This window comes from Paraburkholderia tropica, assembly GCF_014171495.1.
GTDB lineage: Bacteria > Pseudomonadota > Gammaproteobacteria > Burkholderiales > Burkholderiaceae > Paraburkholderia > Paraburkholderia tropica.
On the sequence record NZ_CP049134.1, the window covers coordinates 1,238,006 to 1,250,585 of the forward strand.

A 12,580-nucleotide genomic window follows, 5' to 3' on the forward strand; every position below is an offset into this window, starting at 1 on the left:
AAAAGTGAAAGGGATGAGGTGAGGGATCGTCGGCCCGGAGCCTGGCCGAACGGCTCCGGAAGCGGAGGGTGGTTCAGCGCGGGCGCCGGGCGGCGGCTTGCGGGGCGTGGTAGCCGGTGGACTGGCCGGGTTGGCGTGGGCGTCGTCGAGCCAGTGAGCGGGCCGAGGGGCGCTCTGCCGAATGCGCCGCCCGTGCGCGCACGACCGCGCCGCGCAACGGGCGCGGCGGCGGGCAAACGGCGAGGATCGGGGGCGATTGGCGCATCAGTATCGACGAAGCAAAAAAGTGGACGAAAAATCGTCTGAAAGTAAATCGAAAGGATGTGTCATCCTAGCACGGTCTCGAAAATCGGGGGCGAGGGCGGCCGGATCGACGCTGCGTTTCGCCCGGATCGGGACACCGTTGCGCGCACGCAGCGCCCCCACGCATAAAGGCGCTGCGCGGCGTCCGCAATGAAGCACGTTGTTGCATAATGCGTGGCGCCCGTCCGAGCTTTCAATCGTGTTTCGGGCGCGTTCAGCTTCGCCCTCATCGGCACGCTCTCTCGCACTTTCGCTCCGCTCTCCGCCTCCATCATGCCGTCGCGCTTTGCTCGTCCCGTCCCACGTCCGGCGGGATGCCCGTGCTTCGTCCGTTCCCCTTTCAGCGCCGCCACGGAGCATTGACGATGCTGCCCCGTTTGCCTTCCGGCCAGACTGCTTTGTCGCTCGCACAAGGGCTCCTTCTCGGTCTCCTTCAAGCGTTGATACGGGCGGGCGCCTGGTGCTGGCGCAGTGCGCGCGCCCTGCGCCTGCCGCAGACGCGCAGCGGTCGCGTCGCGCTGTCGCTCGCGGTCGTCTACTTCGTCTGGGGCTCGACCTATCTCGGCGTGCACGTCGCGCTCGGCTCGTTTCCGCCGCTCTTGCTCTCGGGCCTGCGCAACCTGCTGGCGGGCATCGGTCTGTTCGTATTCGCGATGCGGCGACGCCCCGTCATGCCCACGCTCGCGCAGGTGCGTAACGCGGGTGTCGTCGGCACGCTGCTGGTCGGGCTGTCGAGCGGCATGCTCGCGTACGGCATGCGCACGGTCGGCACCGGCACGGCGGCCGTGATGGTCGCGACCGTTCCCTTGTTCGCCACGCTGATCGCAGCGGCTGCGGGCCGGCGTGTCGCGAAAGGCGAATGGGCGGCGGTCGCGCTCGGTCTCGTCGGCATCGCCATTCTGAGTCACGGCGGCGGCGCGAGCGGCACGGCGGGCGGGTCGCTCGCGATTCTCGGCGGCGCGCTGTTCTGGGCAGTGGGCGCGCATCTGGCGGGACGGCTCGAATTGCCGTCCGATCTCTTCATCGCCACGGCCTTGCAGATCGGCCTCGGCGGTGCGATCTCGACGCTGGTCGCGTGGATCACCGGCGAGCGCATGGGCACGCTGCACTTCCTGCCGTTCGTCGCCTTCGTTTATCTGATGCTGATCGGCACGATGGCCGCGTATGTCGCGTATGGCTATCTGATTCGCCAGACAAGTCCGCTCGTGGCGAGCAGCTGCATGTACGTGAATCCGGTGGTGGCGGTGGCGCTGGGCGCGGTGATGCTGGGCGAGCCGATCACCACGGGGACGATCGTCGCGACGGTGCTGATTCTCGGCAGCGTCGGACTCTCGTTTTTCTTCGACGACAGGCGCCGGACAAGCTGATTCGATCTGCGATTCACGCAGATTGTCCGGATTGCCAGGTGATGGCCAGGTACTGGATTTTCTTCTTCGATTCGCCGCAAAACGATGAAAAACGGCGCGCACAGCGCAGCCGTTTTTCACCGAGGCCCGCCGCTTACTTCGCCTGCTCGGCGGTGTTCGAAATGGCGTGACCACCTGAAGAAATATCCTGGCCAGCGCCCGCCACGGTGTTGCAGGCGGCCAGTGCCGCAGCCGACGCGGCAACGAGAAGCAAGGCAATCAGGCGTTTCATGAGGGATTCCTCCACGATTAAGGGAATCCTCCTCCAGCACGCGGCGTGCCTGACGCCGTTTCTCTCCCTCCCGATTCTGCTTCGAGCCCTTGTTTCAAGGGCTATTCGCGATTTTTCCGCCAGATTGTCCGCGTGCTCGGGACCGCTGCTTGCGCATAGCGAATTGCCACATCAGCCGCATCCAGGGGAAAAACGGGAGAACGACGCCATGCTTCATTACGCCATCGTCTTTTTCGTGATCGCGCTCATTGCCGCCGTGTTCGGCTTCACCGGCATTGCGGCGGGCGCGGCGGAAATCGCCAAGATCCTGTTTTACGTCTTCCTCGTCGTGTTCGTCGTCACGCTGCTGCTCGGCGTGCTGCGCGGCTAGCGGCCGGTAGTCGCCGTCCGCGACCGCGCGCGAACCCAAGTCAGCCTGCCAACCGTTCGAAGGAGAGTCAGATGTCGAAGTCACACGCTTCGTTTGAGATCGATCTGAAACGCGTGCGCGAAGATGCGCGACGCAATCTGGAGCAAGGCCCGGTCACGCCGGGCTACGGCGCGGACCGCGAAACCGTGCTCAAGCTGCTCAACGATTCGCTCGCCACCGAGCTTGTTTGCGTGCTGCGCTACAAGCGGCACTACTTCATGGCGAAGGGGATCGAATCGGAATCGGTGGCGGCCGAGTTTCTCGAGCACGCGACCGAGGAAGAACAGCACGCGGACATGCTCGCCGCGCGCATCGTGCAGCTTGGCGGCGAGCCGGATTTTTCGCCCGCGCACCTCGTTGAGCATTCGCATTCCGAGTACAAGGAGGGCAAGGACCTGCACGACATGATTCGCGAGAATCTGATCGCCGAGCGCATTGCGATCGAGAGTTATCGCGCGATCATTCATTACCTCGGCGACAGCGACACCACCACGCGGCGCATTTTCGAGGAGATTCTCGCCGTCGAGGAAGAGCATGCCGACGACATGACCGATCTGCTCGATTCGGGCAAATAGGCGTGCCGGCGGCGATGATTTGCCGTGACGGTCAGGAAGTCTGCGCGCTCGCGTTCACGCGCGGGCGCGTGGCGAAATGCACCCACGCGGCCAGCGCCGTGAAGCCGAGTCCCGCCACGCAGACGCCGACCCAGCCGAACGCATGCCACGTCGCGGCGCCCACGGCCGAACCGGTCGCGCCGCCGATGAAATAGCAGACCATGAACACGGTGTTCACGCGGCTGCGCGCTTCGGGCCGCAGTGCGTAGATGCGCGACTGATTCGAAATCTGCGCGGCCTGCACGCCGACGTCGAGCACCACGACGCCGATCACCAGACCGATCAGGCTTTTGCCCGAGAACGCGAAGATCACGAACGCGAGCGCCATCAGCGCGATCGACATCGTGATGACCGCACGCGGTCCGCGTTTGTCCGCCGAGCGTCCGGCCCACGGCGCGGCCAGCGCGCCCGCCGCGCCGACGATGCCGAACAGCCCCGCGACCTGCGGCCCGAGATGGAACGGCTCGCCCGCGAGCAGCAGCGTGAGCACGGGCCAGAACAGGCTGAACGCGGCGAACAGGCAGGCGCCCGTCGCCGACGCCTCGCGCAGTCCGCGTAATTCCACCGCCAGATGCCACATCGAGCCGAGCAGCTTGCCGTAGCTCAGCGTCGACGTCGGCCGGCTTTTCGGCAATTTCTTGATGATGACGACGGCGAGACAGAGCAGCACCACGATCGACGCGCCGAACACCGAGCGCCAGCCGAAATACTGGCCGACGAAACCGGCGGCGGTCCGCGCAAGCAGAATGCCGATCAGCAAGCCGCTCATGACGGTGCCGACGGCGTGGCCACGCCCTTCGGGCGGCGCGAGTTCGGCGGCGAACGGCACGGCTTGCTGCGCGATGGTCGAGAGCACGCCCATGGCGAGGCTCGCGCCAATCAGCACGGGCAGCGTGGGCGCGGTCGTGGCGACGAGCAGCGCGCAGCAGAGCAGCGCGGTCTGCATCAGGATGATGCGGCGGCGGTCGAAGCGGTCGCCGAGCGGCGCGAGCAGCAGCATGCCGGCGGCGTAGCCGAGCTGCGTCGCGGCGGGCACCGCGCCGATCCATGCCGCGCCGCCCGGGAAGGCCTGGCGGAAGTCGTCGAGCAGCGGCTGGTTGTAATAGATGTTCGCGACCGAAATGCCCGCGATGGTCGCGAGCAAAAGCAGGAGGCCGCGCAACGACCGGCTGTCGCCGGCGGTAGCGGATTCGGATGTGGGCATGGGCGCTGGGTCGGCCGTTCGCGGCGGAACGGCCCGATACGTAAAGGGCAGCCCGGCGTGGGGCCGGGCGTGCCGATCATACCGGAGCGCGGGGGTTTCTGCTGGTGCCGCTCCGTCGCTGCGGATGCCGTTGCGCGCGAGCCTGACGATGGTCAGACACCGCTCAGGCGATCAATTCGCCCGACGGTTCGTGAAACGGATACGGGCCGTCCGAGGGCTCCACATAAGCGTGATGCGTGACGATGCCGCGCGCGGCGTCGTAGCGGTGCAGCGCGAAGGCGGGCGGTTCGAGCGTGAACGAGGAGGGTGCATCGGCCGCGAGATCGAGCGTGACCTGATGCGCGGGCGCGGGCACCGCGCTGGCGATGGTGCCGCCGAAGCGCACGAACATCGGCCGGTGCACATGGCCGCAGAGCACGCGCTCCACGTTCGGATGCTGCGCGATCAGCGCTTCGAGCGCGCGCGCGGCGGGCTCGTCGAGACGGATCGCATCCATATGCGCGATGCCGCAATCGAACGGCGGATGATGGAGCGCGACGATCACCGGACGCCCGCGCGCCGCGTCGAGTTGCTGCGCGAGCCAGCCCAGCCGCGCCTCGCAGAGCGTGCCGCCACTGCGGCCCGGCTGCATCGAATCGAGCGCGATCACGCGCAGCGCACCGAGATCGACGACGTATTGCACGAAATCGCCGGGCGCGCGCGCCTGCAGTTCGGCGCGTTCGCCGAACACCTCGCGCAAGCCCTCGCGTCCGTCGTGATTGCCGATCAGCAGCCAGTAGGGAATCGCCAGCGTGTCGAGCAGCGTTTTCAGATGCCGGTATTCGTCGGCGCTGCCGCAATCGACCAGATCGCCGGTGATGAGCACCGCGTCGGGACGCGGCGCGAGCGCGTTGAGCCGCGCAATCGTGCGCGCGAATTGCGCGGCGGTATCGACGCGCCGGTACGCGAGCGCGCCCGGCGGCTTGATGTGCAGATCGCTGATCTGGGCGAGCAGCATATTGACCTCGATTGTAAAAGTTACGCGAAGTTACGCGAGCGCAATCAGCGCTTCCGGTGCGATGGCGATGCCCACGGGCGTGCCGCGCGCGAGTTCGATGCGGCCCGCCACGTCGATGAACAGCGCATCGGGCGCGGCGCCGCCGATCGTCAGGCGCGTGCGTTCGCCGAGAAACGTCGCTTGCTCGATCGTGCCGCGCAGCGCGGCGGCGGCGGGATCGGCGAGCGTGGCGTCTTCGGGGCGGAAAAAGAGTTCGTTCGCGCCGCTGCGGCTGTTGCCCGGCGCGCGGACCGCGCCGCCCGTGGTGCAGAGCATGCCGTCGCGCCACTCGCCCGCGAGGCGATTGAGCGTGCCGATGAACTGCGCCACCGCGCGGCTCGCGGGTCGGTAATAGATGTCGCGCGGCGTGCCGATCTGCTCGATGCGGCCATGGCTCATCACGACGATGCGGTCGCCGAGTTCCATCGCTTCGGCCTGGTCGTGCGTGACGTAGACGGTCGTCACGCCCAGCTCGCGCAGCAGCGTGTTCATTTCGCCGCGCAGCGTGTCGCGCAGACGCGCGTCGAGCGCGGTCAGCGGTTCGTCGAGCAGCAGCACGCGCGGGCGCGGCGCGAGCGCACGCGCTAGCGCGACACGCTGGCGCTGGCCGCCGGAAAGCTGCGAAACGGGTTTGTCGGCGTGCGCTTCGAGACGCATCATCGTGAGCAGGGCGTCGACACGTTCGCGCGCGTCCGCGCCGCTCACGCGCTGAATCTTCAGACCGTAGCCGATATTCCCGCGCACGTTGAGGTTCGGAAACAGCGCGTAATTCTGGAACACCATGCCGACCTTGCGGCGCTCGATGGGCAGGGCCGTGACGTCGTCGTCGCCGAACGCCACGCGGCCGCCCGCGTCGGGCGTCTCGAGGCCGGCGATCAGACGCAGCGTCGTGGTCTTGCCGCAGCCCGACGGGCCGAGCAGCACGAGCGTCTCGCCCGCGCCGATGCTCAGGTCGAGCGGCTCCAGCACGCGCGTGCCGCGAAACGTTTTCGCGCACTGCGTGAGCGTGATCGGCATCGAGTCGAGTTTCATTGCGGGCTTCATTCGGCTTCCTCAGTATGAGCGGCTTGCGCGGCGGCGGCGCGCTTCGTCTGGGCGCCCGTCGCCTCCACGCCGAGCCACTGCATCGCCACCAGCAGCGGCATCGTCATGATGAAAAACAGGATCGTGTACGCGCTGCCGACTTCGATGCGCAGCGACGCGTAGGTATCGGCGAGACCGACGGGCAGCGTCTTGGTGTCGGGCGTGTGCAGCATCCACGTCAGGTTGAATTCGCCGATCGAGAGCGTGAGCACCGCGAGCGCGCCCGCCACGATGCCGGGGCGCGCGTTCGGCAGCACGATCGTCATGAAGCGCTGCACGAAGTTCGCGCCGAGGCTCGCCGCGCCTTCTTCGAGCGTGCGCAGATCGCCGGAGGCGCACACGGCCGCCACCGGCCGCACCATGAACGGCAGCGTGAACACCACGTGCCCGACCACGATGAAGGCCGCGCTCATGCGAAACGCGGAGAAGCCGCCGTAGACCACCAGCAGCGCGAGCGCCGAGGCGAGGCCGGGCAGCGCGACGGGCATCACGAGCAACTCTTCGATCACGCGCGAGAGACGCGTGCGGCTGCGCGCGAGCGCATAACCGGCGGGCACGCCCGCGACGAGCGTGACGGCGAGCGTGGCGGCCGCGACTTCGAGCGAGAGGAACACGGAGTCGTGATACTGCGTCCAGACCTGGTCGAGCCAGCGCAGCGTGAGGCCGCTCGCCACGCCGCGAAAATAGTTGACGGTGAGGCCCGCGAGAATCGACATCACGACCGGCACCACGAGGAAGGCGCAGGTGGCGAGCGTGATGGCCCATTGCGCGGCGGCGAGCCACGCGCGCGCGCCGGGCCAGACGAGGCGTTTGCGGCGCGCGGCGGGCGGCAGGGACGGAGAAGAGGACGTGGCGATCGTATTCATGCTTCGTTCGGATGACGTCGAGGATGCGGCGGTGTCGAGGGTGGCGCGGCTCACGCCGTTGCCGCCACCGAGGCGCCCGTCAGGCTGCGCGCGAGCGTGAGCACGGCCCACGTCACCGCGCCGAGCACGATCGACAGGCCGGCCGCCGTCACCATGTTCGCGTTGAGCGTGAACTCGGTGTAGATGGTCATCGGCAGCACGTCGATGTCGGTGGCGAGCGTGAAGGCGGTGCCGAAGGCGCCCATCGCGGTGGCGAAGCACACCGCGCCCGCCGCGATCAGGCCCGGCGCGAGCGCGGGCAGGATCACGTCGCGCATGACGCGCCACGGCGACGCGCCGAGCGAGCGCGCGGCTTCTTCGAGCGAGGCGTCGAGCTGGCCCGCGACCGCCATCACCGTGACGATCACGCGCGGAATCGAAAAGTACAGATAGCCCGCGAACAGGCCCGCCATCGAATAGGCGAACACCCAGCGCTCGCCGGTGAAGCGCAGCGCGAGCGCGCCGATCAGGCCCTGGCGGCCCGCGAGCATGATCACCATGAAGCCGACCACCACGCCTGGAAACGCGAGCGGAAACGTGAGCAGGGCGACCAGCGCGCGTCGGCCAGCGAAACGGCGGCGCGCGAGCAGGAGGCCGCAGATCGTCGAGATCGCGAGCGTCGCGGCCGTGACGGCGGCGGAGAGCAGCACCGTCGCGAGCAGCGCGCTCATGTAGCGGCCGTTGCCGAGCAGTGCGGTGTAGGTGGCGAACAGATGGCCGTCGGCGCTGACCTGGACGAGCGCCACCATCGGCAGCAGCCAGAACGCGAGGAAGATCGCGAGCGCGGGCGCGATGAGCGCCACGCGCCAGCGCAGGGGAAACGTGAGATCGTGCATGGCGAAACGAAAGTGGACGAACGTGGCGGGTGTGGCGAACTCAGCGCGCGCTCAGTGCATGACTTGCAGATAACGCTCGCCGAAGCTCTGCTGCTGCGCGGCCATCTTCGCGAAATCGACCGGTTTGGCGCGCGCGTAATCGCTCGCGGGCAGGAACTTCGCGGCGGCTTCCGGCGACAGCGCGTTGGCGCGCACGGGACGCAGATACGCGTTGGCCCAAAGCTTCTGGCCTTCGTCGGAGAGCACGAAATCCAGCACTTTCTTGCCGTTGTCGGCGTGCGGCGCGTGCTTCACGAGGCTCATCACATAGGGCACGGAGATCGTGCCTTCCTTCGGAATCACGAACTCCACATTGGCGTGATCCTTGTACTTCGCGCGATAGGCGTCGAAGTCGTAGTCGAGCAGGATCGGAATCTCGCCCGACAGCACGCGCGCGTAGGCGGTCTGCTTCGGCACGATCGGCTGGTTCGCCTTGAGCTTGCTGAACCATTCGATAGCGGGCTGGAAGTTGTCGAGCGTGCCGCCGAGCGCGAGATTCACGGCGACGGCGCCCGCATAGCCGACGAAGGCGCTCGACGGATCGAGGTAGCCGATCATGCCTTTGTACTCGGGCTTGAGCAGGTCCGCCCACGAGCGCGGCACCGGCTTGCCGTCGAGCGCGTCCTTGTTGACGAAAAAGCCGAGCGTGCCCGAGTGGATCGCGAACCAGTAGCCTTGCGGGTCTTTCAGGTTGGCCGGAATGTCGTCCCAGTGCGCGGGCTTGTACGGCGCGATCACGCCTTTGTCCTTCGCCTGGAACGCGGACGACACGCCGAGATACACCACGTCGGCGACCGGGCTTTTCTGCTCGGCCATCAACTGCGCGATCGACTGGCCCGAGTTCTTGTTGTCGAACGGCACGCGGATGCCGGTCTTGCGCTGGATCGCCTGGATCTGGCTGGCCCAGTCGGCCCATTCGGGCGGGCAGTTGTAGCAGATCGCGGTGGCGTCGGCGTGCGCGAGCGTCGGCGCGGCGAGGCCCGCCGCCGCGAACGAGAGCGCGAGGCCGAACATGGCGGCGCCGCGGCGCGCGAGGGCGGCGAGCGGATGGCGGAAGGCGAGTCGGTGAGTCACGTCGGGGCTCCGGATCGGATGGGCATTGTGGCGCGCAGGTGGGCGCGGCCCGTTGTGTCGTGGGCGAGAAGGGGGCAGGCGGCGAGGCCGGGTAAAAATCGATGCGCGAAGCGGCTATGAAGCGGCTATGAAGCGACTACGGCGCGCTTACGACGCGATGCTGCTGCGTGCGCGCTGTGCGGAACCCGCATGCGCCACGCTGGCGATGGCCGCGATCGTGCCGCCTTCGCGCAGCGTGTGCGGCAGCGCGAGGCCGAGCGACGGACCCGAGTACTCGCCGCCGATGCGCGCCATCAGACGCTGCCACGCCGAACGGCCGATCTCGCCGTTGGGCGTGCCGATGCTCGCGAGCGGCGGCGCGAGCAGCTCGCTGACCGCGAGGCCGTCGAAGCCGAGGATCGACATGTCCTGCGGCACGCGCATGCGCGCGCGGCGCAGGCCGCGCATCACCACCATCGCCAGCAGATCGTTGCTGCAGAAGAGGGCGGTGGGGCGCTGCGGGCCGGTCGTCAGATGCGCGAGCACCGACGGCGCGAGTTCCGCCGCGTTGAAATCGATTTCGAGCGCGGGTGCGGGCGTGAGACCCGCTTGCTGCATCGCCTGCGCGTAGCCGGCGTGACGCTGGCGCGCGCGGTCGGAGGCGGCGAGCGTGCCCGCGAGCATCAGGATGCGCCGATGACCGTGGGCGATCAGCGTGCGCACGCCGTCGAAAGCGGCCTGGTGGTTATCGACGGACACCGACGGGCGGCGCTTGGTGTCGTTGTGCATGAGCACGTAGAGCGGGCCGTCGGCGTCGAGTTCGTCGAGGAGCGGGTGCGTATCCGCGTCGGCGACCGTCAGGATCAGGCCCTCGACGCGTTGCGCGCGCAACGTTTCGATCGCGTGGCGCTCGCGCTGCGCGTCGTATTGCGTCGTCATCAGCATGAGGCGGAAGCCTTGGGCGGACGCCAGCTCGTCGATGCCCTGCAGACATTCCGCGAAGACCGGATTGGCGAGCGTTGGCAGCACCACGCCGATCAGACGCGTGCGTTCGCCGCGCAACTGGCGCCCGAGCGGGCTGGGGCTGAACTTGAGCGCGTCGATGGCTTCGCGCACGCGGGCGAGCGTGACCGGATTGACCGTGTGCGGCGCGTTGATCGCCCGCGACACGGTGGCGATCGAAAATCCTGCGTGTGCGGCGACATCTTTGATGGTTGACGTCATGCGACTGGCCCCGGGCGATGTAAACGTTTTCGACGGGGCCGATTATGAGAAACGCGTATGACGGAGCGATGACGGAGAGGCGCTTGGGAGGGGCGCGGTGCAATGGTAGAATCGCGTCCGCCCTGCCGGGGTGATGAAATTGGTAAACATAGCGGACTTAAAATAATTTGAGTGCCCAGCCGGAAACGGCCGGTGCAGAACCCCTCAAATTCGGCGAATCCCCTGGGGCCCGCGGGCACCGAGGCAACGCCGAGCCAAGCCGGCTGACGCAGCATGCGTCGGCGCGGAAGGTGTAGAGACTAGACGGGGGGCGCCTAAAGTTGGCGCGGCGTGTTACGCGAAAGCGGCACGCGGCACGGCGATGGTGAAGGCATAGTCCAGCGCACGAACGCCCGCCTCGATGAGCGGGTGGCGTCGAAAGACGTAGTGTGACGAAAATCCGCCGCCTCACGGCTTGCCGGTTCGAGTCCGGTCCCCGGCACCAGATGTTGCTGTTCTTCCAGCGCCTACCGCTGGAATCATGAAACCCGCGATAGCGTCACGCTTCGCGGGTTTTTTGTTGCGCGCGCGGGAAACCGGCAGCGGGAATGTGGGGACGCGGAGTAACGCGCTAAACGGCAGAAAAGGGCGCGATCAAGCGGGTGCGAGCAATCGGTCCTGACGCTTCGCGATGCCTACGTAGCGACGCCGATAACGGCGCAATCGCGAACGCGTCAACCGCGCGAAAACAGCGCGACTTCCCGGCAAGCGACGCCAGGCGGACGATGCCGTTGCGCGATCAGCGGCTGCCGATCTGGCCGGTTCGCGGATTCACGAGCCGTGCAAAGCCGAACAAGGCAGCGATGGCGACCGGCGACGCGATGAAGAAAGCGGTAAGCATGATACGAGTTAAGACAAACCGTAACAAAGTGTTAAGTAAGTGTACCTCGGGCATGCGGTTTGAATATCAGGGAGAACGACAACAAACTGTTGCGCGACGGCAAGGTCGCTAAGAAAAAACCTTCTGCTTACCGGCGGAAAGGCTTGTGGAGCGGGGCGTTGGGGGTGGAGCGGGGAGAGATCAGATGCAGTCGAAGATTACTTCTACTGTCTGCGAGGTGACGCCGCGCAAGCCTTCGCTATGGACCTGGATGGCGTGCATTTCCTTCTTGCGCTTGTGGCAATAGGCTTGCGCTTCCTTGAGGCTGGCGCTGCGCACATGATTCCAGGAGACGAAATCCCAGCGCGCGCGGCTCGTGACCGAAAGGTGGCCGTCCTGTCTCGAATTCACGCCGGTGACGGACGTGCACGCCGTCAGCATGCCGATTCCAAGCAGCAGGACCCTACCTTTCATGAATTCCCTCCGGATTGCGCACCATTGTCGCTGCCAGGTGCGCGCATTGGCAACCCGAAAGAAAGGTTCGCTAACCTGAAGCTTCTGCGCAGGCCGATGGGCGTCGTTTATCACGTCGCCGCAGGGTGCGCGTGAGTGCGCGAGTGCGGTGAGCAGCAAGGCAGTCGGCGGGAAATGGCGATGCCGGACGGTATCGACGGCATATCGGCGGCGGGCCGGACTGGAGCGGACAGCTACGCCTGAGCGCAGCGCGCGGACGGGCCACAATTTCACGAAACGTTTCGCGCAGGGCGAACGGGCGCACGGAGCGCGCGCCCAGGCACACAGCCGGCCGGCCGTGCCGCCAGGCCCTTCCGGCGGAACCCGGCCAGCGATCCAGGCGAGGCTTCAGTCGTGCGCGACGACGTTGCCGACCTGCGCCTCACCGGACACGAGGCAGGACGAGAGGAAGTTTTCCCCCTGGCTGCGCGCCCCGAGGGTCGTGAAACCGCGCGCGAGCGCTTCGAGGCGCACGAGTTCGGAACCCTTCGCGCAGCTGACCGAACTGCCCTCGTGCGCCTGCACGCGAGTCAGAATCCGGTTCCCGAGAAGGAGTGCGAGGACGATGACGATGCCAACATTGAATGCTTGTCTCATGATTTCATCTCCTAGTGCAATCAGACTAGCGCAGCCTTACGCCGGACGAATCCAGGAGTTTCCCGGCGATGCACTGCAACACATGCGGCGTGCGAAAAGCCCTGTAAATGCAGGGTGATTAATGATTCGGCATCCTGCTGTTGCTGCGTGCTGTCCGGTGCGCCTTGGTGGGCGCGGAACCGCGAAGTCGGGGCGTTGCGGCGACACGGCCATTGCGCCGCAACATTGTCGCGTCGCGTCAGATGAAACGTCAGCTAACGAATCTTG

13 protein-coding genes are annotated in these 12,580 nt (G+C 66.9%); 3 read left to right on the forward strand and 10 right to left on the reverse strand.

Features of this window, described 5'->3' with window-relative positions:
• Window positions 1-668 precede the first annotated feature (668 nt).
• Window positions 669-1,670 carry an EamA family transporter gene (locus G5S35_RS05575; RefSeq protein WP_080180065.1) on the forward strand — a complete coding sequence of 334 codons (1,002 nt, stop codon included), beginning with the start codon at window positions 669-671 and terminating at the stop codon, window positions 1,668-1,670.
• A 133-nt stretch (window positions 1,671-1,803) separates the two neighbouring features.
• Here the strand turns inward: G5S35_RS05575 and G5S35_RS05580 are convergent, their stop codons facing one another.
• The gene (locus G5S35_RS05580; protein WP_074984383.1) at window positions 1,804-1,941 is read right to left on the reverse strand and encodes an entericidin A/B family lipoprotein; all 138 of its coding nucleotides are present in this window, start codon (window positions 1,939-1,941) and stop codon (window positions 1,804-1,806) included.
• 208 nt (window positions 1,942-2,149) lie between these two features.
• Between G5S35_RS05580 and G5S35_RS05585 the strand changes: the two genes are divergently transcribed.
• Complete coding sequence (locus G5S35_RS05585) at window positions 2,150-2,311, forward strand: DUF1328 family protein (RefSeq protein ID WP_065060314.1); 162 nt, start codon at window positions 2,150-2,152, stop codon at window positions 2,309-2,311.
• 71 nt (window positions 2,312-2,382) lie between these two features.
• Complete coding sequence (locus tag G5S35_RS05590) at window positions 2,383-2,925, forward strand: ferritin-like domain-containing protein (protein WP_065060313.1); 543 nt, start codon at window positions 2,383-2,385, stop codon at window positions 2,923-2,925.
• Between the two features lie 31 nt (window positions 2,926-2,956).
• Here the strand turns inward: G5S35_RS05590 and G5S35_RS05595 are convergent, their stop codons facing one another.
• From G5S35_RS05595 to G5S35_RS05635, 9 genes are all read right to left on the reverse strand, one after another.
• Window positions 2,957-4,168 carry an MFS transporter gene (locus tag G5S35_RS05595; protein WP_074984384.1) on the reverse strand — a complete coding sequence of 404 codons (1,212 nt, stop codon included), beginning with the start codon at window positions 4,166-4,168 and terminating at the stop codon, window positions 2,957-2,959.
• A gap of 163 nt (window positions 4,169-4,331) precedes the next feature.
• Window positions 4,332-5,165: a phosphodiesterase gene (locus G5S35_RS05600; RefSeq protein ID WP_074984386.1), complete on the reverse strand. Its 834-nt coding sequence runs from the start codon at window positions 5,163-5,165 to the stop codon at window positions 4,332-4,334.
• Between the two features lie 30 nt (window positions 5,166-5,195).
• On the reverse strand, window positions 5,196-6,236 hold the full coding sequence (locus G5S35_RS05605; protein WP_074984388.1) for an ABC transporter ATP-binding protein: 1,041 nt from the start codon (window positions 6,234-6,236) through the stop codon (window positions 5,196-5,198).
• Between the two features lie 8 nt (window positions 6,237-6,244).
• On the reverse strand, window positions 6,245-7,153 hold the full coding sequence (locus G5S35_RS05610; RefSeq protein WP_183038721.1) for an ABC transporter permease: 909 nt from the start codon (window positions 7,151-7,153) through the stop codon (window positions 6,245-6,247).
• 50 nt (window positions 7,154-7,203) lie between these two features.
• Complete coding sequence (locus G5S35_RS05615) at window positions 7,204-8,028, reverse strand: ABC transporter permease (protein WP_110328247.1); 825 nt, start codon at window positions 8,026-8,028, stop codon at window positions 7,204-7,206.
• Between the two features lie 51 nt (window positions 8,029-8,079).
• Window positions 8,080-9,081, reverse strand: coding sequence for an ABC transporter substrate-binding protein (locus G5S35_RS05620; protein ID WP_074984572.1), 1,002 nt, complete (start codon window positions 9,079-9,081; stop codon window positions 8,080-8,082).
• 207 nt (window positions 9,082-9,288) lie between these two features.
• The gene (locus G5S35_RS05625; protein ID WP_065060307.1) at window positions 9,289-10,344 is read right to left on the reverse strand and encodes a substrate-binding domain-containing protein; all 1,056 of its coding nucleotides are present in this window, start codon (window positions 10,342-10,344) and stop codon (window positions 9,289-9,291) included.
• 1,060 nt (window positions 10,345-11,404) lie between these two features.
• Window positions 11,405-11,950 (reverse strand): hypothetical protein, encoded by a 546-nt coding sequence (locus tag G5S35_RS39380; protein WP_237181349.1) that lies wholly within the window; start codon window positions 11,948-11,950, stop codon window positions 11,405-11,407.
• 114 nt (window positions 11,951-12,064) lie between these two features.
• Window positions 12,065-12,313, reverse strand: coding sequence for a hypothetical protein (locus tag G5S35_RS05635; protein ID WP_065060306.1), 249 nt, complete (start codon window positions 12,311-12,313; stop codon window positions 12,065-12,067).
• Window positions 12,314-12,580: the final 267 nt, after the last annotated feature.

Bases quoted from the DNA above. Each gene is read 5' to 3' on its own strand.
- G5S35_RS05580 (WP_074984383.1), bottom strand. From the start codon at position 1,941: ATGAAACGCCTGATTGCCTTGCTTCTCGTTGCCGCGTCGGCTGCGGCA.
- G5S35_RS05595 (WP_074984384.1), bottom strand. From the start codon at position 4,168: ATGCCCACATCCGAATCCGCTACCGCCGGCGACAGCCGGTCGTTGCGC.
- G5S35_RS05635 (WP_065060306.1), bottom strand. From the start codon at position 12,313: ATGAGACAAGCATTCAATGTTGGCATCGTCATCGTCCTCGCACTCCTT.
- G5S35_RS05615 (WP_110328247.1), bottom strand. From the start codon at position 8,028: ATGCACGATCTCACGTTTCCCCTGCGCTGGCGCGTGGCGCTCATCGCG.
- G5S35_RS05625 (WP_065060307.1), bottom strand. From the start codon at position 10,344: ATGACGTCAACCATCAAAGATGTCGCCGCACACGCAGGATTTTCGATC.
- G5S35_RS05585 (WP_065060314.1), top strand. From the start codon at position 2,150: ATGCTTCATTACGCCATCGTCTTTTTCGTGATCGCGCTCATTGCCGCC.
- G5S35_RS05590 (WP_065060313.1), top strand. From the start codon at position 2,383: ATGTCGAAGTCACACGCTTCGTTTGAGATCGATCTGAAACGCGTGCGC.
- G5S35_RS05575 (WP_080180065.1), top strand. From the start codon at position 669: ATGCTGCCCCGTTTGCCTTCCGGCCAGACTGCTTTGTCGCTCGCACAA.
- G5S35_RS05620 (WP_074984572.1), bottom strand. From the start codon at position 9,081: ATGTTCGGCCTCGCGCTCTCGTTCGCGGCGGCGGGCCTCGCCGCGCCG.
- G5S35_RS05600 (WP_074984386.1), bottom strand. From the start codon at position 5,165: ATGCTGCTCGCCCAGATCAGCGATCTGCACATCAAGCCGCCGGGCGCG.
- G5S35_RS05610 (WP_183038721.1), bottom strand. From the start codon at position 7,153: ATGAATACGATCGCCACGTCCTCTTCTCCGTCCCTGCCGCCCGCCGCG.
- G5S35_RS05605 (WP_074984388.1), bottom strand. From the start codon at position 6,236: ATGAAACTCGACTCGATGCCGATCACGCTCACGCAGTGCGCGAAAACG.